This is a genomic window from Arthrobacter sp. ISL-5, assembly GCF_018613835.1.
GTDB lineage: Bacteria > Actinomycetota > Actinomycetes > Actinomycetales > Micrococcaceae > Arthrobacter.
Genome location: NZ_JAGGPM010000035.1, coordinates 70,402 through 96,315, shown reverse-complemented (window position 1 = coordinate 96,315; position 25,914 = coordinate 70,402). Strand labels below are relative to the sequence as shown.

General features: G+C 65.5%; 24 protein-coding genes and 1 tRNA gene. 6 read left to right on the top strand and 19 right to left on the bottom strand.

Annotated features, from left to right (window positions below; genetic code table 11):
- The first annotated feature begins 43 nt into the window (after window positions 1–43).
- The 4 genes from J7I89_RS19290 to J7I89_RS19275 are packed head-to-tail and all read left to right on the top strand — an operon-like array spanning window position 44 to window position 4,139.
- On the top strand, window positions 44–1,327 hold the full coding sequence (locus J7I89_RS19290; RefSeq protein WP_214973561.1) for a branched-chain amino acid ABC transporter permease: 1,284 nt from the start codon (window positions 44–46) through the stop codon (window positions 1,325–1,327).
- Between the two features lie 9 nt (window positions 1,328–1,336).
- A complete protein-coding gene (locus J7I89_RS19285; protein ID WP_214973559.1) occupies window positions 1,337–2,305 on the top strand; it encodes a branched-chain amino acid ABC transporter permease in 969 nt (322 codons plus the stop codon).
- Window positions 2,302–3,366, top strand: coding sequence for an ABC transporter ATP-binding protein (locus J7I89_RS19280; RefSeq protein WP_251045562.1), 1,065 nt, complete (start codon window positions 2,302–2,304; stop codon window positions 3,364–3,366). The genes J7I89_RS19285 and J7I89_RS19280 overlap by 4 nt, the downstream gene beginning before the upstream one ends.
- Entirely contained in the window at window positions 3,363–4,139 is a 777-nt protein-coding gene (locus tag J7I89_RS19275) for an ABC transporter ATP-binding protein (protein ID WP_214973557.1), read from the top strand. Before J7I89_RS19280 ends, J7I89_RS19275 begins: the two co-directional genes overlap by 4 nt.
- A 229-nt stretch (window positions 4,140–4,368) precedes the next feature.
- Here J7I89_RS19275 and J7I89_RS19270 read toward each other — a convergent pair whose 3' ends face one another.
- Complete coding sequence (locus J7I89_RS19270) at window positions 4,369–5,715, bottom strand: ABC transporter substrate-binding protein (RefSeq protein ID WP_214973556.1); 1,347 nt, start codon at window positions 5,713–5,715, stop codon at window positions 4,369–4,371.
- Window positions 5,716–6,060: 345 nt separating this feature from the next.
- Between J7I89_RS19270 and J7I89_RS19265 the strand changes: the two genes are divergently transcribed.
- The gene (locus J7I89_RS19265) at window positions 6,061–6,384 is read left to right on the top strand and encodes a hypothetical protein (RefSeq protein ID WP_214973554.1); all 324 of its coding nucleotides are present in this window, start codon (window positions 6,061–6,063) and stop codon (window positions 6,382–6,384) included.
- Window positions 6,381–7,052 carry a hypothetical protein gene (locus J7I89_RS19260; RefSeq protein WP_214973552.1) on the top strand — a complete coding sequence of 224 codons (672 nt, stop codon included), beginning with the start codon at window positions 6,381–6,383 and terminating at the stop codon, window positions 7,050–7,052. The genes J7I89_RS19265 and J7I89_RS19260 overlap by 4 nt, the downstream gene beginning before the upstream one ends.
- A gap of 55 nt (window positions 7,053–7,107) precedes the next feature.
- Here the strand turns inward: J7I89_RS19260 and J7I89_RS19255 are convergent.
- The 18 genes from J7I89_RS19255 to J7I89_RS19170 all read right to left on the bottom strand — a co-directional run bounded on the left by J7I89_RS19255 (window position 7,108) and on the right by J7I89_RS19170 (window position 25,881).
- Window positions 7,108–7,181, bottom strand: a tRNA-Leu gene (locus J7I89_RS19255).
- Window positions 7,172–8,152 (bottom strand): N-acetyltransferase, encoded by a 981-nt coding sequence (locus tag J7I89_RS19250; protein WP_214973550.1) that lies wholly within the window; start codon window positions 8,150–8,152, stop codon window positions 7,172–7,174. Before J7I89_RS19250 ends, J7I89_RS19255 begins: the two co-directional genes overlap by 10 nt.
- Window positions 8,153–8,286: 134 nt before the next feature.
- Window positions 8,287–9,759, bottom strand: a complete 1,473-nt coding sequence (locus tag J7I89_RS19245; protein WP_214973548.1) for an NAD(P)/FAD-dependent oxidoreductase — start codon at window positions 9,757–9,759, stop codon at window positions 8,287–8,289.
- A gap of 34 nt (window positions 9,760–9,793) precedes the next feature.
- Complete coding sequence (locus J7I89_RS19240; RefSeq protein WP_214973546.1) at window positions 9,794–11,179, bottom strand: S8 family serine peptidase; 1,386 nt, start codon at window positions 11,177–11,179, stop codon at window positions 9,794–9,796.
- Between the two features lie 33 nt (window positions 11,180–11,212).
- Window positions 11,213–12,160, bottom strand: coding sequence for a Ppx/GppA phosphatase family protein (locus J7I89_RS19235; protein WP_214973545.1), 948 nt, complete (start codon window positions 12,158–12,160; stop codon window positions 11,213–11,215).
- Window positions 12,157–12,837, bottom strand: a complete 681-nt coding sequence (locus tag J7I89_RS19230; RefSeq protein WP_214973542.1) for a DUF501 domain-containing protein — start codon at window positions 12,835–12,837, stop codon at window positions 12,157–12,159. Before J7I89_RS19230 ends, J7I89_RS19235 begins: the two co-directional genes overlap by 4 nt.
- 69 nt (window positions 12,838–12,906) lie before the next feature.
- On the bottom strand, window positions 12,907–13,620 hold the full coding sequence (locus J7I89_RS19225) for a septum formation initiator family protein (RefSeq protein ID WP_214973541.1): 714 nt from the start codon (window positions 13,618–13,620) through the stop codon (window positions 12,907–12,909).
- 116 nt (window positions 13,621–13,736) lie between these two features.
- Window positions 13,737–15,017 (bottom strand): phosphopyruvate hydratase, encoded by a 1,281-nt coding sequence (gene eno / locus J7I89_RS19220; RefSeq protein ID WP_214973540.1) that lies wholly within the window; start codon window positions 15,015–15,017, stop codon window positions 13,737–13,739.
- A 122-nt stretch (window positions 15,018–15,139) separates the two neighbouring features.
- Window positions 15,140–15,832, bottom strand: a complete 693-nt coding sequence (locus J7I89_RS19215) for a MazG nucleotide pyrophosphohydrolase domain-containing protein (protein WP_374102029.1) — start codon at window positions 15,830–15,832, stop codon at window positions 15,140–15,142.
- On the bottom strand, window positions 15,825–16,979 hold the full coding sequence (locus J7I89_RS19210) for an adenosine deaminase (protein ID WP_214973539.1): 1,155 nt from the start codon (window positions 16,977–16,979) through the stop codon (window positions 15,825–15,827). Before J7I89_RS19210 ends, J7I89_RS19215 begins: the two co-directional genes overlap by 8 nt.
- A 68-nt stretch (window positions 16,980–17,047) precedes the next feature.
- The gene (locus J7I89_RS19205; RefSeq protein WP_308159969.1) at window positions 17,048–17,794 is read right to left on the bottom strand and encodes a DedA family protein; all 747 of its coding nucleotides are present in this window, start codon (window positions 17,792–17,794) and stop codon (window positions 17,048–17,050) included.
- A 104-nt stretch (window positions 17,795–17,898) separates the two neighbouring features.
- On the bottom strand, window positions 17,899–18,516 hold the full coding sequence (locus J7I89_RS19200; protein ID WP_214973538.1) for a DedA family protein: 618 nt from the start codon (window positions 18,514–18,516) through the stop codon (window positions 17,899–17,901).
- A gap of 5 nt (window positions 18,517–18,521) precedes the next feature.
- Window positions 18,522–19,844, bottom strand: a complete 1,323-nt coding sequence (locus J7I89_RS19195) for a thymidine phosphorylase (protein ID WP_214973536.1) — start codon at window positions 19,842–19,844, stop codon at window positions 18,522–18,524.
- Complete coding sequence (locus J7I89_RS19190; RefSeq protein ID WP_214973534.1) at window positions 19,841–20,272, bottom strand: cytidine deaminase; 432 nt, start codon at window positions 20,270–20,272, stop codon at window positions 19,841–19,843. The genes J7I89_RS19195 and J7I89_RS19190 overlap by 4 nt, the downstream gene beginning before the upstream one ends.
- An 11-nt stretch (window positions 20,273–20,283) precedes the next feature.
- Entirely contained in the window at window positions 20,284–21,606 is a 1,323-nt protein-coding gene (locus tag J7I89_RS19185) for an ABC transporter permease (protein ID WP_214973532.1), read from the bottom strand.
- Complete coding sequence (locus tag J7I89_RS19180) at window positions 21,603–23,018, bottom strand: ABC transporter permease (protein ID WP_214973530.1); 1,416 nt, start codon at window positions 23,016–23,018, stop codon at window positions 21,603–21,605. Before J7I89_RS19180 ends, J7I89_RS19185 begins: the two co-directional genes overlap by 4 nt.
- The gene (locus J7I89_RS19175; protein WP_251045560.1) at window positions 23,011–24,606 is read right to left on the bottom strand and encodes an ABC transporter ATP-binding protein; all 1,596 of its coding nucleotides are present in this window, start codon (window positions 24,604–24,606) and stop codon (window positions 23,011–23,013) included. The genes J7I89_RS19180 and J7I89_RS19175 overlap by 8 nt, the downstream gene beginning before the upstream one ends.
- Before the next feature lie 168 nt (window positions 24,607–24,774).
- Window positions 24,775–25,881, bottom strand: a complete 1,107-nt coding sequence (locus J7I89_RS19170) for a BMP family protein (RefSeq protein ID WP_214973529.1) — start codon at window positions 25,879–25,881, stop codon at window positions 24,775–24,777.
- Window positions 25,882–25,914 lie beyond the last annotated feature (33 nt).

The window sequence follows — 25,914 nt, the reverse complement described above, 5'->3', positions numbered from 1 at the left end:
GAGAGGCCTGCCGCGCCGACGGCCAGCCGGATTGCTCAAGGCCATGGGGGCAATTGCCTCCGCAGTCGTGGCGATCCTGCTTGTCGCCGCACCAGCATCGCAGGCCACCACTCCTTCCCCGACACCACCCCCGTCGAACCAGCAGTTCCAGAACAGCATCAGCGGCTTCCTCCGCGATGACACACGCGCTCCCCTCGAAGGTGTCACGATCACTGCCAAAAGCGGCGACTTCACTGGAACAGCAACCTCGGGTGCCAACGGATCCTGGAGGATAGGGGTTCCCACACAGGGCACCTACGAAGTCGAGCTGGACGAGTCCACGCTGCCGGAGGGCATCAAGCTCGCCGAGGGGCAGGCAAACCCCCGTACCGTGACGTTTAGCCAGACTTCGAACCTTTCGGTCATTTTCGCCTTCGGCAAGGGCATCGTGATCCAGCAGCAGGACTTTGGCCAGAACCTGCTTAACAGGCTCGTGGCCGGCCTCAGCTTCGGCCTCCTGCTGGCCCTCGCGTCGGTTGGCCTGTCCCTGATTTTCGGCACCACGGGACTCACCAACTTCGCCCACGGCGAGATGGTGACGCTCGGCGCCGTCCTCGTGTTTGCCTGCAGCGCGATGAATCTGCCGTTCTGGCTGGCCATCATCCTGGCCCTCGTTGGCGGAGGACTGTTCGGCTGGGCCCAGGATTCAGGCCTCTGGCGGCCCCTGCGCCGGCGCGGCACCGGGCTGGTGCCCATGATGATCGTCAGCATCGGCCTGGCCCTCGCCGTCCGCTACATCATCCAGTTCTACTTCGGCGGCGCCACCCAGCAGCTGCCCTTCGCCCAGAGTACGGAAATCCAGATCGGCCCGGTCTCCATCTCCCCCAACAACCTGTGGTCGCTGGTGATCAGCGCAATCGTGATCGTGCTGATCGGCATCGTGCTCCTGAAGACCCGCCTGGGCAAAGCCACCCGCGCGGTGGCCGACAACCCGGCGCTGGCAGCAGCCTCCGGCATCGACGTCGACTCCGTCATCCGGATCGTCTGGATCGTCGGCGGCGTCCTGGCCTCCCTCGGCGGCATCCTCTGGGCCTACTACCGTCCCGGCGTCACGTTCGATATGGGCTCGCAGATTCTGCTGCTCATCTTCGCCGGCGTTACGCTCGGCGGCCTCGGCACCGTTTTCGGCGCCCTCATCGGATCCGTCATCGTCGGCATTTTCGTCGAACTGACCACCGTTTTCGGCCTTGCGGCCGACCTCAAATACGTGGGAGCACTGTTCATCATGATTGTTGTCCTCTTGTTCCGGCCCCAGGGCATCCTGGGCCGACGCGAGCGCGTGGGTTAGGAGACTGCCATGGACTTCGGATTCATTCTTTCCAGCGCAGCCGGCGAAATTTTCAGCCCGACGACTGCCGCATATGCGCTTGCCGCCCTCGGCCTGGCGGTCCACTTCGGCTACTCGGGCCTGCTGAACTTCGGCCAGGCCGGCTTCATGGCGGTGGGAGCCTACGGCTTCGCCATCTCCACCCTCAGTTTCGGCGTTCCCTTCTTTGTGGGGCTCCTGATCGCCGTCGTCGGTTCCGTGCTCTTTGCACTGATCCTGGGTATTCCCACCCTCCGCCTGCGGGCCGACTACCTGGCCATCGTCACCATCGCGGCGGCGGAAATTGTCCGCTACGTGGTCACCACCAACCAGCTCACCGCCGTGACCGGTTCCGCCAACGGCCTGGCAGCCTTCGAAGGAGGGTTCTACGACATGAACCCCTTCCCGGAGGGCTCCTATTTCGGCATGAACAACCGTGACTTCTTCATCAGGTTCATCGGCTGGGGCCTGGTGATTGTCTGCTGCGTCATCGTCTGGCTGCTGATGCGCAGCCCCTGGGGCCGTGTCCTGAAGGGCATCCGCGAGGATGAGAACGCGGTGCGCTCGCTCGGCAAGAACGTGTACGCGTACAAGATGCAGGCACTGGTCATCGGCGGCATCGTCGGGGCGCTGGCCGGCATGGTGTTCACGCTCCCCCGCGGCGCGGTCCAGCCCGCCAACTACGGCACCGAGCTGACGTTCTTCCTGTGGACCTGCCTCCTGCTCGGCGGCATGGCCACGGTCCTGGGGCCGGTTATCGGCGCCATGATCTTCTGGGTGGTCCTGTCCCTCACCCAGGGGATCCTTTACGGACTCATCGAATCCGGCGCAGTGACCTGGCTGACCACAGTCCAGGCCGGCCAGCTGCGCTACATCCTGGTGGGCATCGCCCTGATGCTGTTGATGATCTTCAGGCCGCAGGGCGTCTTTGGCAATAAGAAGGAGCTGGCGTTCGCATGAGCAAGCACAGCGAAGAATTCACTGCAGACGGCGTCGACTACATGACGGACGCCCGCGCAATAGCCGTCGGGGAGAACACCCCGGGCTGCAAGAAGCGGGACCCGATCGTCGTCGCCGAAAACGTGACCCGCAGTTTCGGCGGCATCAACGCCGTCGACGTCGATTACCTTGAGATTCCGCGTCACAAGATCACCGCCCTGATCGGCCCCAACGGCGCCGGCAAGACCACGCTGTTCAACCTGCTCACCGGATTCGACATTCCGAATTCCGGCAAATGGCAGTTCGAAGGGCAAAGCATTGCCGGCGTTTCCTCCTACAAGGTGGCACGCATGGGCATGGTCCGCACCTTCCAGCTCACGAAGGTCATGGGCAAGCTGACGGTGATGGAAAACATGCGGCTCGGTGGCTCCAACCAGCCCGGCGAACGTCTGTCCAGGGCACTGTTCAAGGGCGTCTGGGGCGGCCGCGAAAAGGAAATCACGGACCAGGCAAACGTCCTGCTGGAGAAATTCAAGCTGGACACGAAGAAGGACGACTACGCGGCATCGCTCTCCGGCGGCCAGCGCAAACTCCTCGAAATGGCCCGCTCCCTCATGGTCAGCCCCAAGCTGGTCATGCTGGACGAGCCCATGGCCGGCGTCAATCCTGCGCTGACCCAGTCCCTGCTGGACCACATCAAGAACCTGAAGGCTGAAGGCATGACGGTCCTCTTCGTGGAGCACGACATGAACATGGTGCGCCACATCGCAGACTGGGTGGTTGTCATGGCCGAAGGAAAGATCGTGGCTGAGGGACCCCCCGGCGAAGTCATGAAGAACCCGGCCGTAATCGATGCCTACCTGGGCGCCCACCACGACGTCGACCTTGGCGACTCCGAAGGCATCAAGGAGCTCGAGAAGGAACTGGTCGCGGACGAGGAATCGATCGTCGGCACGGAGAACGCCGGCATCATCGCCGTGGACATCGTGGCACCGGAATTGCGGGAGGTCCGCAGCGATGACGCCACCCGCACAGAACAGGCGGGCACAGATCAGGCCCGCACAGACAAGGACAAAGCATGAGTGCCACGAGTGCGGCCCCGGCCGCAAGCACCGCAGCATCGGATGACTCTGTCGTCAAGGTCACCAATCTGGTTGCCGGGTACTTGCCCGGGGTCAACATCCTCAACAGCTGCAGCATCGAGGCCCGCAAGGGCGAGCTGATCGGAATCATCGGACCTAACGGTGCGGGCAAATCCACGCTCCTGAAGGCGATGTTCGGCCTCGTGAAGGTGCACTCGGGATCCGTCGTCGTCCGAGGCCAGGACCTGACCGGCCTCAAGGCCAACAAGCTGGTGACCCAGGGTGTGGGATTCGTCCCGCAGAACAATAACGTGTTCGCCACGCTCACGATCGAGGAGAACATGCAGATGGGCATGTTCCAGCGGCCCAAGGCGTTTGCCGAACGGTTCGACTTTGTCACCAGTCTGTTCCCCGAGCTCGGCAAGCGTCGTGCCCAGCGCGCCGGTTCGCTATCCGGCGGTGAGCGCCAGATGGTGGCCATGGGCCGGGCCCTCATGATGGACCCTGCCGTGCTGCTGCTGGACGAGCCCTCGGCAGGCCTCTCCCCCGTGAAGCAGGATGAAACCTTCCTGCGCGTGCACGAGATCAACCGCGCAGGCGTGTCCGTCATCATGGTGGAGCAGAACGCACGCCGCTGCCTGCAGATCTGCGACCGCGGCTACGTCCTGGACCAGGGAAAGGACGCATACACGGGCACCGGCCGGGAGCTCATGAGGGACCCCAAGGTCATCCAGCTGTACCTGGGAACCCTCGCCGACGAACACGAAAAGTAGGTAGCACCCGCAGGGCAGGCAACCTTGCACCAGGGCAACCTAGCAAAAGGGCCGTCACCGATCCGGTGGCGGCCCTTTTGCATGCCTGGCTACGGCCCGGCTCAAGGCACCGGCACCTCCGGTCGCCTCGCCCAGCCGCCCACTCCCAGAGCCGGTGCAAATCATGCGGGCGCGCAGAAGCCCCCGTCCTGCTGGACGGGGGCTTCTGTGTGACTGGGAGAAAGGGGCTTTACAGCTTGCCGAATTCTTCCTTGGACGGCTGGTACTTGTTGTCGTCCTGGTACTCGTAGATGCCGATGAAGGCCTCCGTCGGGTCACCCGCGTCGGAGAACGTCACCGGGCCGGACTGGCCGTCGTAGTCGATGTCCTTGCCGTTGCGGAGCAGCGTGACGCAGGACGGGAAGGTGCTGCACTTCTCGCCGTTTTCGGAGACCGCCTTGAGCTGCTTGGCAATCTCGGTGCCCTTGGTGCTCTTGGCTGCCTCTGATGCCAGCGCGATCAGGTTGACGGCGTCGTAGGACTCGCCGGCGTAGCTGTAGTCCTTCAGCGCCGGGTCAATCGCCAGCAGCTTCTTCTTGAAGTCCTCCTTGGCGAACGTGCCCGGGATGGTTCCCTGGGCGCCCTTGAGCGTGCCGGCCTTGAAGTCCTTGGAGTAGTCGGACGTGTTGCCGTCCACCATGAACAGCTGGGTGGGCTTGACACCCTTGCCGGTCAGCAGCGGAACAATGCTCTTGGCCTGGTCGAAGGTGATCAGGGCAATGGCGTCCGGCTTGGCGGCGATGACCTTGTCCACCTGGCTGCTGAACTGGGAGTCGCCCTCGTTGAAGAGTTCCTCGGCCACAACCTGGCCGCCGGCTGCCTCAAAGGCGGCCTTGACGTTTTTCTGCAGGCCGGTCCCGTAGGCGTCGTTAAGAACGATCATGCCCACCGTCTGGGCGCCACAGGTGGCCATGTAGTTGCCCAGCACCTTGCCCTGAAGGACGTCCGACGGAGCGGTGCGCCAGTAGAGGCCCTTGTCGTTCCAGGTGGTGAAGTCCGGCGACGTGTTCGCAGGCGAGAACTGGACAACACCGGCGCCGGTGATCTGGTTGATGACGGTCTTGGAAACGCCCGAGGAAGCGGCACCGACGATCGCACTGACGCCGCTTCCCAGCAGCGCGGTGGTGGACTGCGTGGCGATGTCCGTCTTGGTGTCGCCGGAGTCGCGGTGGATCACCTGGACGGGCTTGCCGAGCACGCCGCCCGCATCGTTGACTTCCTTGATGCCGAGATTAACACCGGCGATCTCGGGTGGGCCCAGGAACGCCAGCGACCCCGTCGTCGGCAGAAGCGATCCAATTTTCAGTGGCGTCGGGGTGATGGTCGTTGAATCCGGCACGGCGCCGGTCTCGCCCGCGGTGCTGGTGGCGCCAGCAGTCGCACTGGGTGCCGGGCAGGCGATGCCGCCCGCGGCGGCGGTGGTTTCGGTCGAACCTGGGGTGGGGCTGCCACCACAAGCCGAAGCCAGAAGGGCGACGCCGATGCTAAGCGCTGTGAGCTTAGCGACTCGGGGCGCCGCCTGGGGGAGTGAAATCATTGAGAGTCTCCTCGATCGAAAGGTGCGAACGGCCTTTGATGCGATTGGTCAGGTGTTCCTGAGTTAACTTCAAGCTAATGCAAATCAGGCCCGAACATAAGTGAGTAAGGTCACATCCTTATAACACTCGTTGCATATGGGACACCTGCCGGTGCTAAGGCGCCTGACTTCGATGCAGCCGACTAATCACATGGAAACAGCTGTGCCAAGGGAACGCCGCAAAGGCAACAAAGGGAGCTGATGGGGCCGGAGAACTGTACGGCCGTTAGCGCGCGGACGGTCGCCTAAACCCCTTGACACGGGACTGTTTACGGGGCTTTATGGACTCGAAAAGAGGTGGGACGGATGAGTGCCGTAGCAGCGTCCGGTCCTGATGCTAAGGACCCGCAGAGAATTGCATCAGCCCCCGGATCGCCGGATCAGCTCAAGTACATGCTCAGGCGAGAGGGCCTAAATCCGAAGCTTATTAGTACCTGGGCCTCCAGCCCCGAGCGCACGTGGTACATGGAACGCCGGCCCGTCATCCACCGGTGGTGCGGGGCCGGGCTCATCCTCCTCCTCTTTCCCGTCTTCGTCATAACCGTCACCCTCAAAGAATCAGACCTGTCTCCCCTTCGCATCTGGGGAATCAAATCAGCCGTCGCCGGCCTGATCACGCTCGGTTGTTGACCGTTCCTTATTGGGCCGCCCGCCGCGCTTTCGCGGCCCGCACCAGGGCCAGTGCCAGATACCGTGTCGATCGTGCGCTGCGGGAACTGCGCGACGCCATGGAAAGTGAAAAAGCAAACCCGAAGGTGCAGTTTGCGCGGATGTTCGAACTCAACCGCGGACAGCTTGATGAATATCAACAGATGACGAAACGACAGCAGCGGACCGCTTTCACGCTGACCTGGGGCGCGGCAGTAGCCGCCCTACTGATCCTGATCGCCGGGTCCATCCTCGCACTCCGTGTCGGAGACGAAAACAAGTACATCACTGGCGGGCTTACTGCCCTAGGGACGTTGCTTAGCGCTTTTCTGGGCAAGACGTTCTTCAAAGGGCACGAAAAAGCAATGGAACAGTTGAACCACTACTACCTTGAGCCTTCCCTGACCGGCAGGCTACTTGCGGCGGAACGGATCCTCGACCAACTGCCGCAGGAGGAGCGGAGCAAGAAAGCTGCGGAGATTCTGACCAAGCTCCTTGACTGGGAACCGCCGCCGGAGAAGACCGCCGCCGAGGAGCCCGAAGAAAGCGCCGAGGGGAAGCCCGATGAGCAGCCCAAACCTGATGAGCAGGTTAACAAACCACCCGAAGAACAGAAACGCCCTCCAGAAAGGCCGAGCGCAGCCGCCTAGCGCAAAGCGGCGACCCCCGGGCCCCGCAGACAAGCGGACACTTCCATGCCCGAAGTACCCCAGGTGGGACTCGAACCCACAACACGCGGATTTTAAGTCCGCTGCCTCTGCCAATTGGGCTACTGGGGCGCCCGGTCAATGGTATCGCCTTCCAAGGCGGCAAAGGGTCCGGCATAGCGAAAGATGCCGTGGACGCCGCCGGGCCAGAGCGCGAGGGGAAGAAACTGGAAGTTGTCGCCCCAGTTCTTGTCCGGAGCCTCGATGCCCAGCGAGGACGACGGCACAAAGCCGAAGCGCGAATAATATTCGGTGCTTCCGAGCAGCGCGATGCCGCGCTCCCCCGCCGCGTTGGCCCGGACCAGTGTTTCGCGCATCAGTGCCGAGCCGATGCCGTGGCGCTGCAGCCTGGGGGTCACTCCGATGGGGCCGAGTCCCAGCAGTTCCAGGCCATCCACCCAGGCCCGGGTGCTGATGACGTGCCCGACGATTTCACCGTCGAGCTCGGCCACGACGCTGAACTCCGGCAGGTATTCCTCGGAATCGAAGAGCTGCCGCAGCAGCTCCACCTCCACCGGCTGGCCTTCCACGGGCAGGCCCGTCACCGGAGACACAGCGAAGGCGTCCGCCGTCAGACTCAGAATTGCTGCGCGGTCCTCCGGGTTCTCGTTCCGGAGCACCAGTTCCCGCACCGGCTCAGGGTCGGGGGCGTTGGCGGCCGAGAGCTCCGCCAGGACCTCCAGGGCCCGGGCGGCGTCCCCCACCGGCACGAGCAGGTGATCGTGGTGAAAGCCCGCCAGCACGTTGCAGCTGATCCGGGCCTGCGTGAGCGCCCTGCTGACCGCCGCGGTCAGGCCCACGGCTTCCAGCTCCGAATGGACCTCGAGGGTGATCCAGGCAGCCACAAAGTCGTAGGGGAGCTCCAGCCTGTCCGCCTCCGCGCGGGGCAGCACCACCGTCAGCCCCTCGGCCTCCCGGACAGCCGCCTCGATGCCGCCCATCAATGGCTTTCCGTGCGGCCAGAGCACGTAAACATACTCTCCTTCGCGGAGGGCGGGATGCATTGCGGCCAGCAGGGTCTGGAGGTTCTTTTCGCCCGTCATGCAGCCAGTCTAAGCTTCCCGGCCGCCGCTGCCGGGGACCCGGCCACGACGCGCACGGTCAGGCGGCAGGCGGCCAAACGACGAAGCGGCCGCTCCCCCGGAAGGGAACGGCCGCCGTCGTCAATTAGTGCGTGTTACTTGGCTTCCGCCGCAACAGCGTCCTTCGAACCGCCCTGCGGAGCGGCCGCGGGCTTGTCCACCGGGGCCGCAGCGACGGGGGCAGCAGCCGGCTTGGGAGCCGGGGTGGCGGCGGCCACGAAGGCGCCGCGCGGGTTGTCCAGGTCTTCAAGCTGCGTGGTGTCGCGGCCCATGAAGAAGGCGAGGATCCAGCCCATGATCACGCGGATCTTGCGCTCCACCGTGGGGATGGCCATGCCGTGGTAGCCGCGGTGGGCCAGCCAGGCGAGTCCGCCCTTGAGGCCGATCCGGCCCAGGAGGTTGATGTTGGCAACGCCCTTCCATTCGCCGAAGCCGGCCACGGCACCAAGGTTCTTGTGCTTGTAGTCGACCAGGGGCTTGTCCCAGCGGGAGGCCCACAGGTTCTTGGCGAGGCGCTTGGCCTGGCGCAGCGCGTGCTGGGCGTTGGGGACGCAGGTGCCGTCCGGCAGGCCACTGCCCGTGAGGTCCGGGACCGCGGCAATGTCACCGGCGGCCCAGGCGTTCTCGACGATGCCTTCGTCGCCGGCGATGCGCAGGTCCGGAAGGGCACGGACGCGTCCGCGCGGCTCGAGCGGGAAGTCGGTGGAACGGACCATCGGGTTGGCCTGGACACCGGCAGTCCACACCAGGGTGTCGGCTTCGAATTCCTGGGCCAGCGACTTGTCCGGCAGGTTGATGAGCTTGAGGGCACCCTCGGCGTTGTCCAGCGAGGTGTTGAGCAGGACCTCGATGCCGCGGCTGCGGAGGTGTTCGACAACCCAGACTGCCTGCTTCTCGGTGACCTCGGGCATGATGCGGCCCATGGCCTCGACGAGGACGAAGCGGACTTCCTCCTGCTTGACGCGCGGGTTGTTCTTGACGGCCGCGCGGGCGAGGTCTTCCATTTCGGTGATGCACTCGATGCCGGCGAAGCCGCCGCCGACAACCACGAAGGTCAGTGCCTTGGCACGCTCGGCGGGGTCGGTGATGATGGAGCCGACCTCGATGCGCTCGAGGACCTTGTTGCGCAGCGCAACGGCTTCCTCGATGGTCTTCAGGCCGATCCCCTTGTCCGCCAGGCCCTTGATGGGGAACGTGCGGGTGATGGCTCCTGCTGCAAGGACGACGTCGAAGTAGGGCACCTCGAAGTTTTCGCCGCCGTCAGCCGGGGCAACCACGGCCGTGCGGTTGGCGTGGTCAATCGAGGTGACGCGGCCCTGGATGAGCTCGGTCTGCTTGAGGTGCTGGCGGTGGGACACCACCGCGTGGCGGGCCTCGATGTTTCCGCCAGCAACTTCCGGCAGGAAGGGCTGGTAAGTCATGTAGGGCAGTGGATCGACGACGGTGACGATGCCACCGGCGTTCGCGATCTTCTTCTGCAGTTTCAGTGCTACGTACAGGCCGACGTACCCGCCGCCGACGACGAGCACCCGGGGACGGTCCTGGAGCTGGGGGGTGGTGGTTGCCATGCTTCAAGAATACATGAGTTTGTGAAAATCTTCACTAACTAGGCGGTCCGCCCGGATCCACCTTGCCCAGCACGCCGGTTTCGGGGTCGTCAGGGCTCCCGCCTGAGCCCCGATACACCCGGCGCAGCTGGATGGCGGCGGCCGCAATGATGGCCAGGAAGAGGCCGCCGAAACCAATGACCACGGCGGCGGGGAGGGCACTGTCCAGCTGGGACGGAGGCTCGGCCACAGGTACGGTCGCCTCGGGCAGCGTGGCCTGGGCGCTCGGCGCCTCGGCCGGAGGGACAGGAGTGGGCGTGGCGAGGTTTCCGCGGCGGTGGACGCGGATCCAGTCTGAGATTGACCCGAGCGGGTTGCTCTGGGTCTCGGCGACATCGTCCTTGAGGGCGGCCTCGGCATTCAGCACGCCGAACCCGTACAGCGGATCCTTGCCTGGTGCGCCCGCATCCTTGGCCGTGGAGACGATCCTGTTGATGACCTGTTCTGCGCTCATCTGCGGCCACTTGGACCGGATCAGGGCGGCCACGCCGGAGACGATGGGGGTGGCGCCCGACGTTCCGGCCCATTCGGCGTACTTGCCGCCCGGAAGCCCTCCGACGAGTTTCTCCGCAGGAGCAGCGACCCCGATGCTGATGCCCTGGGAGGAGGAGTCCGTGCTGGCGGCGCCGCTGCGGTCAAGCCCGGCCACGGTGAGCACGCCCGGGATGGTGGCCGGCGCCCCCACCTGCACGTTTCCGCCGACCCGGTTGCCGGCCGCCGCAACGATCACGACGTCCTTCTGTTCGGCGTACAGGAATGCTGCGTCCCAGGTCTGCGGCCATTCCGGAGACGTGCTGCCCAGCGAAATGTTAATGACCTTCGCACCGTTGTCCACTGCCCAGCGGACGGCCTCCGGGATCTGGTCCTGATCGCTCTTCCCGCCGGGATTGGCCGATCCGAGCCACGTTGAAACGGAGAGGATCTGGGCCTCGGGCGCCACACCCATGATGCCGTCGGGCATGACCTTGGACGGCGTGGCGCTGGGGCTGGGTTTTGCGCCGGCGGTCGTCTTGGGCTGGTGCCCGCGGCCGGCGAGCATGGTGGCCACTAGCGTGCCGTGTTCGGGCTTGGAGCCGATGCTCTTGCGCCCGTCGCTGCTTCCCGCCCCGGAGGCGTCATGCCCGCCGGCCAGGACGCCCTTGAGGTCCGGATGGTTGCCGTCCACGCCGCTGTCGATCACCGCCACCTTGACGTTGGCTCCCTTGGAAACCTCCCACGCCTTGGTGATGCCGGCTTCCTTGAGCCAATACTGCTTGTCCCGCCAGGTGTCGGCCTGCGCCGCAGGGGCTGTTGCGATCGCCGTAGCGGCGATGCCCCCGGCGAGCGTCGCCGAAAGGAGAGCCGAGACCGTCCGGCGGAGCCGGGCTGTTGCTCTGGTCATTCAAGATCCAATACTCGGTTGGCTGGTGCCTGACTAGCTGACACTCAGGGCAATTCCGTCAAGAATATCGTGCTCGCTGGCGGTGGCCGTAATGATGCGGCCGCCGCTCAGCTCGCCCATCCTGGTGAGGATCCGCCGCCAGACCAGGGCGCCGGCGCCGATCACGTCAACCCGGCCGGGGTGCATGTAGGGCAGGTCGGCGCGCTGTGCCCTGGTCATCTCCAGCAGGTCCGTGGCTGCCGCCTGGATGGTTCCGATGGAGAGTTCGGCACCATGAATGGCTGCCGGCAGGTATTCGGGAAGCTTCAGCGCGTGCGCGGTGATGGTGGTGATGGAACCGGCAACCCCGACGACGGCGGTGCTGCGTTCCAGCGGAACGTCCAGTCCCGCTTCGGTGATGGCGGCGTCGACGTCGGCCTCCGCGGCGGCAATCTGCTCGGCAGTGGGCGGATCGGACTTGAGATGGCGTTCCGTCAGCCTGACGCAGCCGATGTCCACGGACTTGGCGGCCAGCACGCCGGCTGCGTCGCCCAGCACGAACTCCGTGCTGCCGCCGCCCAGGTCCACCACCAGCACGCGGTCGTCGCTGGCGATCGGCAGGACGCTGCTGGCTCCAGCGAAGGAGAGTGCGGCCTCTTCCTCGCCGGAGATCACTTCAGGCTCGACGCCCAGGAGGCCGCGGATGCCGTCCACGAAGACCTGGCGGTTGCGGGCGTCCCGGCTGGCGGAGGTGGCCACGAAGCGGACTTTCACGGCCCGGTACTGGCGGATCAGCTCGGCGTACTCCGCCGTGGCCGCGAACGTCCGTTCCAGCGCCTCGGGCGCCAGTTCGCCGGTGGCATCCACACCCTGGCCCAGCCGCACCACACGCATTTCCCGCACGAGGTCGGTGAGCTTCGTCGTCCCGTTGCTGCGGTCGACGTCGGCGATCAGCAGGCGGATGGAGTTGGTCCCGCAGTCGATGGCTGCAACCGTGGTCATTCGCCTGCCTCCGTCGCGGACTTCGGGACCGTGGACTTCCGGACGGGTGCCGGCCGGCCGACAATTTCCGGCAGGCCCTGGGGCCCGTGGCGGCTGAGGTCCCGGGACGGCGCTTCGCCGTCGGTGTCCCAGGCGCCGTCACAGTAGCAGCGGTCTGCGGTCCACCACTCGGCAATGGCTGCGATGGCCTCGTCGCCGAGCGGGTTGACGCCGTGACCGGCGGCGAGAGAGTGCCCCACAAGGACGTGCAGGCACTTGACGCGGGTGGGCATCCCCCCGGCCGAGACGCCGTCGATCTCGGGGACCTCACCGATGCCGGAGCGGGCCCCGATCTCGGCGCGGGCCGCCAGGTAAGCCTCGTGGGCAGACCGGTAGGCGGCAGCCAATGACCCGTCGGCAGTCAGCCGGTCATTCATCTCGTTCATGAGGCCGGCGGCTTCAAGCCGGGACACCGCGGACGTAATGACGGGGTGCGTCAGGTAGAACGTGGTGGGGAAAGGCGTTCCGCTGCTGAGTCGCGGAGCCGTGGCTGCCACGAGGGGGTTGCCGCAGACGCAGCGCGCCGGGATCTCCACGACGTCGCGGACGGGCCTCCCGAGCTGGCGGCTGAGGACCTCAAGATCGTGTGCCGATGGCTGGCTGGATTCCTCCGGCGCGGTTGCCGTGTTCTCGTCCACTGGCGCGGCCATCCTTCCTGCCCGGTTTTGGCTGTCTCCTGTGAGACAGTCCCGCGGCGGGCGCCGCTCCTAGTCTGTTGCCGAACGCCTGATGGACTCCCACAGGGAATCCACCCACGGCATATTGGCGGGGTCTTGTGCTGCTGCTGCACCGGGCTGGCTGCCTGACGCGCCGGCCGGCAGGTCGCTGCCGAACACCCAGTAGCCGGTCTCTCCCGGCATAACCATGTTAATGCGGTCCCGGGCCTGCTGTTTGACGTAGTTCGGATCCTGCCAGCGCGAGACCTGCCGTTTGAGGTTGTCCTGGTCTGCCTTGCTGGCGGCGATGTCCGCTTCCAGCGCGGCAATTTCCGCGCGCTTGTCAATGAAGATCTTCACGGTGGGCGCCAGCATGATGGTGATGGCAATCATGACGACGGCCAGCGCCAGCATGCGCCCGGAAAAGGCCTTTGCCGGGACCGGATCGAGGGTCTCGTCCCCAGCTGCGGCTCCGGCGGAGCCGGATTTGCCGCGGCTGTTCCCGGCGGTTTCCTTCGCCTGTTCCTTGGCCGCCCCCGTAGTGCCGGAGGTGTTTTTTGCCTTCGCCGCGCCGGCGGATTTCGCGCTGGCGTCCCTGTCCCGGGCTGCTTCCGCCGGACGGTGCGCAGTGTCCGCCGGGCGGTGCCCGTCTCCCGGACGGTGGCCGCCGAAGTCCGCCTGGATGACATCGCCTCCGGCGGAGCCGGTGTGGGGCTGCGGTGCTGATGGGGTCACCCGGGGAACTTTGGGACGGCGGGTAGCCATGACACTCCTGTAAACGTGTGGCGCTTGTCTGTGGCCTGGACGGGCAGCCACCTTAAACGACAACCGGTGGCTATGGTCTTTCCACCATAGCCACCGGTCAGTTGTTTATCGGGCTACTAGGCCTTGAAACGCGGGAAGGCGCTGCGGCCGGCGTAGCGTGCGGCGTCGTCGAGTTCCTCTTCGATGCGCAGCAGCTGGTTGTACTTGGCAACGCGCTCGGAGCGGGCCGGGGCACCGGTCTTGATCTGGCCCGCGTTGGTGGCAACGGAGATGTCAGCAATGGTGGTGTCCTCGGTTTCGCCGGAGCGGTGCGAGGTGATGGTGGTGTAACCGGCGCGCTGGGCGAGGGACACGGCGTCGAGCGTCTCCGTCAGTGAACCGATCTGGTTGACCTTCACAAGGAGCGAGTTGGCGGTCTTGGTGTCGATGCCGCGCTGCAGGATGGCCGGGTTGGTGACGAAGAGGTCATCGCCCACCAGCTGGACCTTGTCGCCGATGGAGTCGGTGAGGGTCTTCCAGCCTTCCCAGTCGTTTTCATCCAGCGGGTCCTCGATGGAAACCAGCGGGTAGTCGGCCACAAGCTCGGCGTAGTAGGCGCTCATCTCGGTGGCGGAAAGTGCCTTGCCTTCGAACTGGTAGGCACCGTCCTTGAAGAACTCGGAGGAGGCGACGTCCAATGCCAGGGCGATGTCCCTGCCCGGGGTGTAGCCGGCGTTCTTGATGGCTTCCTGGATCAGGTCCAGGGCGGCACGGTTGGACGGCAGGTTCGGGGCGAAGCCGCCTTCGTCGCCGAGGCCGGTGGAGAGGCCCTTGGCCTGCAGGACGGACTTGAGGTTGTGGTAGACCTCAACGCCCCAGCGCAGGCCCTCGGAGAAGGTCTCGGCGCCGATCGGGACAATCATGAATTCCTGGATGTCCACGTCGGAGTCGGCGTGCGAGCCACCGTTGAGGATGTTCATCAGCGGCACGGGGAGGACGTGGGCGTTCGGGCCGCCCAGGTACTTGTATAGCGGCAGGTCAGCGGAAGCTGCAGCGGCATTGGCCACGGCCAGGGAAACACCCAGGATGGCGTTGGCGCCGAGCTTGCCCTTGTTGGCGGTGCCGTCCAGGTCGATCATGGCCTGGTCGATGCTGCGCTGGTCGGTGGCGTCGAAGCCGGTCAGGGCCGGAGCGATCTGGTCGATGACTGCGTCAACGGCCTTCTGGACACCCTTGCCGAGGTAACGGCCCTTGTCTCCGTCGCGGAGTTCAACGGCCTCGTGCTCGCCGGTGGAAGCACCGGAAGGAACTGCTGCGCGGCCGATCTGGCCGTCGGAAAGCAGAACTTCAACTTCTACGGTCGGGTTGCCACGGGAATCGAGGATCTCGCGGGCGTGGATGGCATCGATAAGCGCCATGAATATGCTCCTTATGGTGAAGCGATTTACTGGGAAACTAGCGGAAAATCTCGACGTCCTCGTCAGGGACTAGCGTAGTCGAGAGTGGTGCACGTTACGGAAACCTATCCATCACCCGGACGTCATGATCCTGGTGATTCCGTGTTCTGGTACCGCCGCACGGCCCCGCGGAGGGCGCGTTCGGCGTCGAATCCCCTGGTCCGGGCGGAGCCGACGACGGCGAGCAGCAGCTCGCCGAGCTGGTTCTCGGAGTCACAGGTTTCGACAAGCTCAACCAGCGGATGGGCAAGCTCAACTTTCGGTGTCAGACCTGCCCTTTCCGCCCGCTCCAGGGTCTTGTGTGCCCGGGCAAGCGCAGGCAACCCGCCGGGGATGCCCTCAAAATGGTTGAGCCGTTCGGGCCTTTCGGCTTTCTTGACCGCGTCCCATTTGAGCACAATCTCCTCCACCGTGGCGGGGAAGACATCCTGCAGGGAGCCGTCAGGCCGGAAGACATGGGGGTTGCGGCGGATCATCTTGGCGGTGATGCCGCGGGCGACGTCGCCGAAGTCGAAGGTGCCGCGTTCCTCGGCGAGCCGGGCGTGGAGCACCACCTGGAGCAGCACATCACCCAGCTCGCCTTTGAGTTCCAATTCATCGGCGCCTGTTTCGATGGTCTCGGCCACCTCATAGGCCTCCTCGAGGAGGTACTCAACCAGCGACTCGTGGGTGAGCGCCCCCATCCAGGGGCAGTGCTCGCGGAGGGCGGCGATCACGCCGAGCAGCTTCCCCACCGGCTCCTCCGCGGACACTTCCTGGGAAGGGGTTTCAGCCAAGGTTGGCGTAGGCGTCGTTGATGTACTCCACCAGGGCTTCCCTTTCCTCCAGCGGCAGGAAGGAGGCCTCAGCGGCGTTGAGGGTGAGCTCCAGGAGGTCGTCGAGGTCGTAGTCGAACGTCTCCACGAGCAGCTCGAACTCGTCGGTGAGCGTCACACCGCTCATGAGGCGGTTGTCCGTGTTGATGGTGACGTTGAAGCCGAGCTGGTAAAGCATGTCCAGCGGGTGGCTTTCGATGCCCTCGCCGAAGCCGGCGATGGCGCCCGTCTGCAGGTTGGAGGAAGGGCAGATTTCCAGGGCGATGCCACGGTCGCGGACCCAGCTGGACAGGTTGCCCAGCGTCACGAGGCCGACGTTGTCATCGGCTTCGTCATCGTCAACGCCGTCTTCGCGGTCCTCGAACTCCACCATGATGTCCTCGGCGATACGGACGCCGTGGCCAAGGCGCAGGGCCCGGCCGTCCACGAGCGCCGACTGGATGCTCTCAAGGCCCGCTGCCTCGCCCGCGTGGACGGTGGCGGGGAAGTTGTTCTCAGCCAGGAACGTGAATGCCTCGCGGAAACGCGAGGGAAGGAAGCCGTCTTCGGCGCCGGCGATGTCGAAGCCGACCGCGCCCTTGTCACGGTGGCGGACGGCGAGCTCGGCGATCTCCTGGCCGCGGTCGGCATGGCGCATGGCGGTGATCAGCTGGCCGACCTGAATCTCACGACCGGTCTCGGCAACGGCGTCCACTCCGGCCTCGAGGCCGTCCTGCACGGCCTCGACGGCTTCGTCGAGGGTCAGCCCCTTCTGCAGGTGCTGCTCCGGCGCCCAGCGGACCTCGCCGTACACCACGCCGTCGTCCGCAAGGTCCTCCACGAATTCCTTGGCAACCCGGGCCAGATTTTCCTTGGTCTGCATCACGGCGACGGTGTGGTCGAAGGTCTCGAGGTAGCGGACCAGGGAACCGGAGTCCGCCGACTCCCGGAACCACTCGCCGAGGGCAATGGGATCGGTCGAAGGGAGCGTGTGGCCAGCGGCCTCCGCCAGCTCAATGATGGTGGCCGGGCGGAGTCCCCCGTCCAGGTGGTCGTGAAGGGAAACCTTGGGAAGGCTCTTCAGGTCGAAGTCAAGGGCAGGGGCAGCGTCAACGATTGGCTCAGTCACGTACCAACTCTAGGGTTGGACCGCCTGCAATGCCAGCGGCCGTACCGCGTGCCGGTTAAGCGCCCGGCTCAGCGTCCGGATTCGGCCTCAGCCACAGCCGCGACGGGCATGGCGCGGGCCAGGCGACCGGCGTCGCCTGACTTATCATCGGCGCTTTCAGCGTCCCCTTCGGGCTCCTCCGCGAGGATGTCCGCCGTCACGGCGTCATTGCGTCCGAGCCTCCTGTGCCACCAGCGGAGCACGTGGTCGATGAAGATTCCCAGGATGATGGCGAAAACCACGGCAATGCCCGCGCCAAGAAGCGGATTGTGGTGCAGCCACGGAAATGAGCTGGCGACAATTCCAATGCCAATCGAATACCCCACCCAGGTGAAACAGGCGAACGCGTCGAGCAGGAAGAACCTGCGGTGCGGGTAGCCCGTGGTTCCCGCCACATAATTGACCGCCACGCGCCCCCAGGGGATGTAGCGTGCCGTGAAGATCAGCACGGCTCCGCGCTTCTCCAACTCGTAGCGCGCCCAGCCGAAGGCCTTCTGCACTTTGGGCCGGCGCATCCACTTCCAGCGATCCAGGCCGATCTTCCGGCCAAGGAGGTAGGCCATGTTGTCGCCCGCCATGGCACCCACGAGCGCGGTCAGTCCGAGAATCAGGAGGTTGGGCTCGCCGCTGTGCCGGGAGAACGCCGCCAGCGCGACAATGAGCGTCTCGCTGGGAACGACCATTGCGAAGCCGTCCACGAAAAAGAACACGAGCAATACAGGGTAAATCCACCACTGACCCGCTGCATGGAGCACGGCCTCATTAATAAACTCCACGCTGGTGTTGCTCCTAGCGGAAAATGACTAAAACAATTAGTGACGCAAATCGCTCTTTAGTGTCCCATGGCCGAAGCATAGTCCGCTACGCCCCGCCCACGAAATTACCCCTCCCTGGACGGATCCGGGACCAGCCCCCGCAGCCGGGCGATCGCAATGTCCACCAGGATCCCCAGGACGATGGCGCAGACTATGGCGATGGCCGCCCCGAGCAGGTGGTTGTGCTCGAACCACTGCCCGAAAAACAGCCCGATCGCCACGGAATACGAGGCCCACATGGTGGCGGACAGCACGGTCATCCCGATGAAGCGGGGCCGGGAGAAGTGCGTCGCGCCGGCCGTCAGGTTGACGGCAACCCTGCCGATCGGAACAAACCGGGCCACAAGGATCAGTGATGCCGGCCGCTTCCGGAGTTCGCGTCCGGCCCACCGAAACGCCCGCTGCATGCGCGGCCCGCGCATCCAGCGCCACCGTTTCGTGCCGACGCTGCGTCCGATCAGGTAGGCCGTGTTGTCCCCGGTGAACGCCCCCAGCGCCGCAACGGCGATGAGGAGCCACGGGTTGGGGACGTCCGCCGTCGCGGCGACTGCAGCCAGCCCCACCACCACCGATTCGCTGGGAATGGGCGGGAAAAAGCCGTCGATGACGCAGCAGGCGAGGACAAGCACCAGGACCCAGGGCTGCCCGGCGGCTGCAAGGATGAAGTCATTGACGGCCTGCACAGGTCTTAGGCTATCCGGTCAATGATGAGCTGCTGGGCCGGGCGTGTGCCTTCCGGCGCGATGGTGACGGAGTTTTCGAGTGCCTCCTTGGCCCGGGCGAACTTCTCGGGCGTGTCCGTCAGCAGGGTCATGAGCGGCTCCCCCGCACGCACGGCCGCGCCGGGCTTGGCGTGCAGGCGGACTCCTGCGCCTGCCTGTACCGCGTCCTCCTTGCGGGCACGGCCGGCACCCAGCCGCCAGGCAGCGACGCCGATTGCCATGGCATCGAGTTCCACGAGGACGCCGTCGGCCGGGGCGTAGACGGTCTCCGATTCCTTAGCGACGGGCAGCTTCGCCCGCGGATCCCCGCCCTGCGCCGCTATCATCCGGTTCCAGACATCCATGGCACGGCCGTCCTTTAGGGCGGCCGCCGGGTCGGCGTCGCGGATCCCGGCACACGCCAGCATCTCCTCCGCGAGCCGGACGGTCAGTTCGACGACGTCCTCCGGGCCGCCGCCGGCCAGGACCTCGACGGATTCCTCCACCTCGATGGCGTTCCCCGCGGTCAGTCCCAGGGGCGTGTTCATGTTGGTCAGGAGCGCCACCGTGTTCACGCCGGCGTCCTTGCCCAGGGCCACCATGGTCTCGGCCAGCTCCCGTGCGCGGGCCTCGTCCTTCATGAACGCGCCGCTGCCCACCTTGACGTCGAGCACGAGCGAGCCCGTGCCCTCGGCGATCTTCTTGCTCATGATGGACGAGGCGATCAGCGGAATGGCCTCGACGGTTCCCGTGACGTCGCGGAGCGAGTAGAGCTTCTTGTCCGCCGGGGCGAGGCCGGCACCGGCGGCACAGATCACGGCGCCGACGTCCTGGAGCTGGGCCATCATCTCGTCGTTGCTCAAGGCGGCGCGCCAGCCCGGGATGGATTCCAGCTTGTCCAGCGTGCCGCCGGTGTGGCCGAGCCCGCGGCCGGATAGCTGCGGAACCGCCACTCCGAAGACGGCCACAAGCGGTGCCAGCGGGAGAGTGATCTTGTCCCCCACGCCGCCCGTGGAGTGTTTGTCGCTCGTGGCCTTGACGCCGCCGTCGGGCCGCCGGAGGGCGGAGAAGTCCATCCGCTCGCCCGAGGCAATCATGGCCGCGGTCCAGCGGGAGATCTCTGACCTGTCCATCCCGTTGAGCAGGATGGCCATGTTCAGCGCCGCCATCTGTTCGTCGGCGATGACGCCGCGCGTGTAGGCGTCGATCGTCCAGTCGATCTGTTCGGGGCTCAGGACGCCCTTGTCGCGCTTCGTTCGGATGATGTCGACGGCGTCGAAGGCTTCGGTTTTCTTTGAAGTGCTGGTCACCGGGTTTCCTCCAGGTGTTGGGGACCAAATGCATCGGGCAGCACCTGGTCCATGGTCTTGATTCCCTGAGTGGTCATGAGCTCCATGCCTGGAGCCCGGAACTCGTACAGCAGTTGGCGGCAGCGCCCGCAGGGCATGAGCACGTTGCCGCCGCCGTCCACGCAGTAGAAGGCCCGCAGCAGCCCGCCGCCGGTCATCTGCAGGTTGCCCACGAGCGCACACTCGGCGCACAGGGTCAGCCCGTAGCTGGCGTTCTCCACGTTGCAGCCGCTCACGATCCGGCCGTCAGCGGTGTAGGCCGCCGCCCCCACCGGGAACTTGGAATAAGGGGCGTAGGCATTCTTCATGGCACTGACGGCGGCGGCCTCCAGGGCGTGCCAGTCGACGTCGGACTTTCCGCCCCCGGTGGTGGAGCTTGTCGAGACCATGTCCACGGCCGTCAGCCCTTGACGTACGGAATGCCGTCCGCCGCCGGCGGACGGGATCTGCCGACGAGGCCGGCCACTGCCAGGACGGTCACGAGGTACGGCAGCATGGCCATGAACTGGCTGGGAACCGGCGTGCCGATGATGGTCACGATGCTCTGCAGGTTGTCCGCGAAGCCGAACAGCAGGGAGGCGAAGAACGCACCGACCGGGTTCCAGCGCCCGAAGATCAGCGCCGCGATGGCGATGAAGCCGCGCCCGCCGGAAATCTCCTCCGTGAAGCTGTCGATCGCCACCAGCGTGAAGAACGATCCGCCGATGCCGGCGATGGCGCCGCCCAGGGTGACGTTCCAGAACCGGGTGGCGTTCACCTTGATGCCCATGGTGTCGGCCGCCAGTGGGTGTTCGCCGACGGCACGGACCCGGAGGCCCCACTTCGTTTTGAACAGCCCGACCCACACCACGATGACGGCGATGTACATGAGGTAGCCCACCACGGACTGTTTGAACAGGACGGGACCTATGACCGGGATGCCGGACAGCACCGGGATGTCGAAGATGGGCAGCTGGTCCGGCGAGTTGAACGTGGCCTTGTCCGCCTGCATCACGGTGTTGAACAGGAAGCCGGTCAGGCCGGAGACCAGCACGTTCAGGACCACGCCGACGATGATCTGGTTGACGAGGTACTTGATGCTGAACAACGCCAGCACCATGGAGACGACGGCGCCCGCCACGGCCGCGGCCAGCAGCCCGATGAAGGGGCTCTTGGTTATGGATGCGACCAACGCCGCGGTGAAGGCTCCGCCGAGCAGCTGGCCCTCGATGGCGATGTTCACGACGCCCGCCCGCTCGCACAGCACGCCGGAGAGTGACCCGAACACGAGCGGCACGGCCAGCGTCACCGAACCGGCGATGAGGCCGGCAAGGGAGATGCTCGGGGTGCGGGCGCCGCCCACCACCCAGATGAGGAAGGCGGCCACGAAGAGGACGATGAACGTGACAGGCACCCAGCGGGGCGCGGCCTGGTCCTTCGTCTTGAGGTACACGGCATAGCCGGCCAGGCCAAGCATGAGGACAGAGAGGATGATCCCGCCCAGGAATGCCGGGACCTCCAGCGCAGGCAGCTGAAAGAAGTCTCCGCTGGACGACAGGCCGAACCGGGCAGTCTGGTTGGGCCCCATGAGGCCAAAGAAGATGAAGGCCACGATGCCCAGCGCAGTCAGGAGGACGGGGGTCTTCCAGGTAACGGGCTTCGCTGATGCCGCCTGCCGGCGCTCCCCAGCCTGCTGCGGCGCGTCCGGCTTCCCCGGAAGGGGCGACGTTGATGTTGTGCTCATGCTGCACCTCCGGTGGTGGCTGCCGTCTTGGTCTTGCCGGCGGTTGGCCGCTTCTTGCGCCGCGGGTTGAGCCCGAAGACCGCCCGAACCAGCGGCGGAGCCGCGATGAAGAGCACGATCAGCGACTGGACCACCAGCACGATGTCGATCGGGGTGCCGGTCTGGATCTGCATCTGGACGGCTCCGGCGCGGAAGGCGCCAAACAGGAGGCCGGCGGCGAAAGTCCCCCACGGCGTCGAGCGTCCCAGCAGGGCAACGGTGATGGCGTCAAAGCCGTACGTCGCGGCGACGCCGTCGGTGAGGACCTTTTCCGTGCCGGCCACCTGGGCCACGCCGGACAGGCCGGCGAGGGCGCCGGCCATGGCCATGACCAGAATGGTTGACCGGGAGACGTTGATCCCTGCGGTCTGCGCTGCCTTGGGGTTGGCGCCGACGGCCCGGAACTCAAAGCCCACCGTGGAGCGGTTGAGGAGCCACCATACGAAGACCGTTGCGGCAATGGCCAGGAGGAATCCGAGGTGGAGCCGGTACTGGCTGCCGAAAATCTGCGGGTAGGCCGCACTGGCGTCCAGGACCGGGGAGATCGGGTTGGTTTCCCCCGGCCGCTGGAACGCCGGCGTGTTCAGAAGATACCGGAGCAGGTACAGCGCAATGTAGTTGAACATGATGGTGAGGATGACCTCGTGGGCTCCGGTGCGGGCCTTGAGGTAACCCACCAGGCCGCCCCAGAAGGCGCCGCCGATGATTCCGGCCACAAGGACCAGCAGCAGGTGCAGGCCCAGGGGCAGGTGCAGGGCGAAACCGGCCCACGCGGCCAGGATGCCGGCCATGATGATCTGGCCCTGCGCGCCGATGTTGAACAGCCCGGCACGGAAGGCCAGGGCGACACCGAGGCCGGCGGTGATGAGCGGCGTGGCGATGGTCAGCGTTTCCATGAGCGGGGCGATCTGCCCGGCGATGCCTGCGCCGCGCGGGTTGAAGACGGAGCCCTGGAACAGCGCCACATAGGAGCGGGTGGCGGCACTCCAGACCGCCGACAGGAAATCCGTGGGGCGGGCCAGCAGGTACGTTGCCGTGGTGCCGACCTGCTTGTCCGTGAGGGCGATCAGCAGGCCGCCGAGGATCAGGGCGAGCAGCACGGCCAGGACGGACACCATGCCACTGCCGGTGAAGATCCTGCGTACGAGGGTTTCCGGCGGGCCCGGGATCTTGCCGCTCTGGGCCGTGGCCGGAACCGCCGAGGGTTCCATGGCTCCGCCGGCGGTGTCCAGCGACACCACCGCGGCGGTTTCCTCCTCGGCGGGCGTGGGCAGGTGGTGTTTGCCGGCGTGATGCTTGTCGGCGTCGTTTTTGTCAGCGTCGGGGTCCGTGGGCTGGCCGCCAGGGTGCTGCGGCTCGTTCTGGTCAGTCATGGTCGCCTCCTTCGGCGTGGGAGGTGGACGTCGGTTCCTGCTCGCTGTGGCGAACAGGGCGGTGGTGGACGGTGTCCGCGTGCGCCTCGTCGGGTGAAAGCCCTGCCATCATGAGGCCCAGGACGTCGCGGCCGGTTCCGGCCGGCACGATGCCCACGAGCTTGCCCTTGTAGAGCACGGCAATGCGGTCGGCGAGTTCCATGACCTCATCCAGTTCCGTGGAGACGATCATGACCGGTGTGCCCGTGTCCCGCTCCGCCACGATGCGGCGGTGCAGGAACTCGATGGAGCCGACGTCGACGCCGCGGGTGGGCTGGGAGGCGATGAACAGCCGCAGCGGCCGCGAGAGCTCCCGGGCCATCACCACCTTCTGCTGGTTGCCGCCGGAGAGCGTTCCGGCGGCGGCAGCGGCCGACGGCGTGCGGACGTCGAATTCGCCGATCCGGGAGTTGGCGTTCTCCATGACCTTCGCCGGGCTCATGCCGATGCCCTTGGCGAAGGGAGCTTTGTCGTAGAGGTCAAGCACCAGGTTTTCGGCCACCGAGAACGTCCCCACCAGCCCGTCCACCTTGCGGTCTTCCGGCACGAAGCCGACGCCCGCGTGCAGGACCTCCTTGACGCTGCGGCCCAGGAGTTCCTTTCCGTCGAGCAGGATGGAGCCGCTGACGCGCTCTTGCAGGCCAAGGATCGCCTCGGTGAGTTCCGTCTGGCCGTTGCCCTGGACTCCTGCGACGGCGAGGATTTCGCCGCGGGCAATGCTGAAGCTGATGCCGTCCACGGTGTGGTGGCCGTTCGGCGCAATCACGGTAAGGTCCTTGACCTCGAACGTGGTTTCCTGCGGTTTGGCCGGTGCCTTGTCCAGCGTGAGGCTCACGGCGCGGCCCACCATCATCGAGGCCAGCTCGGTGGTTGAGGCGCCGGGATCGGCGCTCCCCACCACCTTGCCGCGCCGGATGACCGTGATGATGTCCGAGACCGCCTTCACCTCCCGCAGCTTGTGGGAGATGAAAACAATGGACGTGCCGCTGCTTTTGAGCTGGCGCATGATGTCCAGCAGTTCGTCGGTCTCCTGGGGCGTCAGCACCGCCGTCGGCTCATCCAGGATGAGCACCTTGGCGTCGCGCACGAGCGCCTTGATGATTTCAACCCGCTGCTGGACTCCCACCGGGAGGTCCTCCACGAGGGCGTCGGGATCGACGTCGAACCCGTAGCGGTCCGAGATCTCCTGGATCTTGCGGCGGGTGTCATCCAGGTTCAGGAAGCCGCCCGCCTTGGTGGACTCGGCGCCGAGCGCCACGTTTTCCGCCACGGTGAACACGGGCACCAGCATGAAGTGCTGGTGCACCATGCCGATGCCGGCAGCCATGGCGTCACCGGGTCCCCGGAAGCTTACCGGTTCGTCATCGATGAGGATTTCGCCGTCGGTGGGCTCATACAGCCCGTAGAGAACATTCATCAGGGTGGACTTGCCGGCCCCATTTTCGCCCAGTAGACAATGGATCTGTCCGGGTTCAACAACCACGTCTATGTGATCATTGGCGAGCAGGGAGCCGAAGCTTTTGGTGATCCCCTTGAGTTCAAGTTTCAAAACTCTGACCAATCTCGTTGCGTCCGGAACTGCTGGCCGGACGGGATATGTGGCTGCAGGACCAGCCTAGTGCCTGCAGTCATGGGTGAGTCTGTAGCGCGCCCAACGAAAAGCGCCACCTCCCGTGCAGTCAATGACCATCCGGGCGGTGGCGCTTAGCGGAGGAAGTTACGCCTTGGGGCTGGCTGCGGACTCAACCTTCAGCTTGCCGTCGACGATGTCCTTCTTGATCTGGTCCAGCTCCGTCTTAACCTCGGCCGGAACAGCCGAATCAAGGTCGTGGAACGGGGCCAGCTGGACGCCTTCATTGGCGAGCGTGCCGATGTACGGCTCGTTGGTGAACTTGCCCTCCTTGTCTTCCTTGACCACCGTCTCAACGGCCGTGCCCATCTGCTTCATGACCGAGGACAGCATGATGTCCTTGTAGTCGGGCGCGGTGAGGAAGCCGTCGGAGTCAACCCAGATGAGCTTGACGTCCTTGCCTGCTGCCTTGGCGTCCTTGAGCGCCGCACCGGCGCCCTTGCCCACCGGGCCGGCAACGGGCATGACCACGTCAGCACCCTGGTCCAGGAAGTTCTGGGTCAGCTGCTTGCCCTTGTCCTGCTTTTCGAAGTCGCCGGTGAAGCTGCCGTCCTGCTTGGCCTTGTCCCAGCCGAGGAGCTTGACGTCCTTGCCCTTCTTCTCGTTGTAGTACTTCACGCCGTCCGCGTAGCCGTCCATGAAGATGGTGACCGTGGGGATCTTGATGCCGCCGAAGGTTGCCACGGTGCCGGTCTTCGTCGAAGCGGCGGCCAGGTAGCCGGCCATGAAGGCGGCCTGGGCGGTGTCGTAGATGATCGGCTTGACGTTGGCAATCGGCTTGGCGAAGCCGAAGTCGATGATGGCGAAGTGGCTGTCCGGATTGGCCTCGGCATGCTTCTTCGTGGCGTCACCGAGCAGGAAGCCGACCGTCACGGTGAGGTCGCAGCCCGCGGACACCATGGCCCGAAGGTTCGGTTCGAAGTCGTTGTTGGACTTGGATTCGACCTGGTTGACCTTGATGCCAAGGTCCTTCTCAGCCTTCTTGAGGCCCTCGTAGGAGGACTGGTTGAACGACTGGTCGTCGAATCCGCCGGAGTCGGACACGATGCAACCGGAGTAGTCGCTGGCGGTGGCGGTCGGCGTGCCTGCTTGGGGTGCAGGGCCGCAGCCGGTCAGCAGCAGGGCCGCCGCGCCGACGGAAGCCACGCCGGCGAGTGAACCGCGCTTGACGTTTGCACGCAGTGAGTTCTTCAAATTTCCTCCAGGAAGAAAGAGATAGGCGCCACG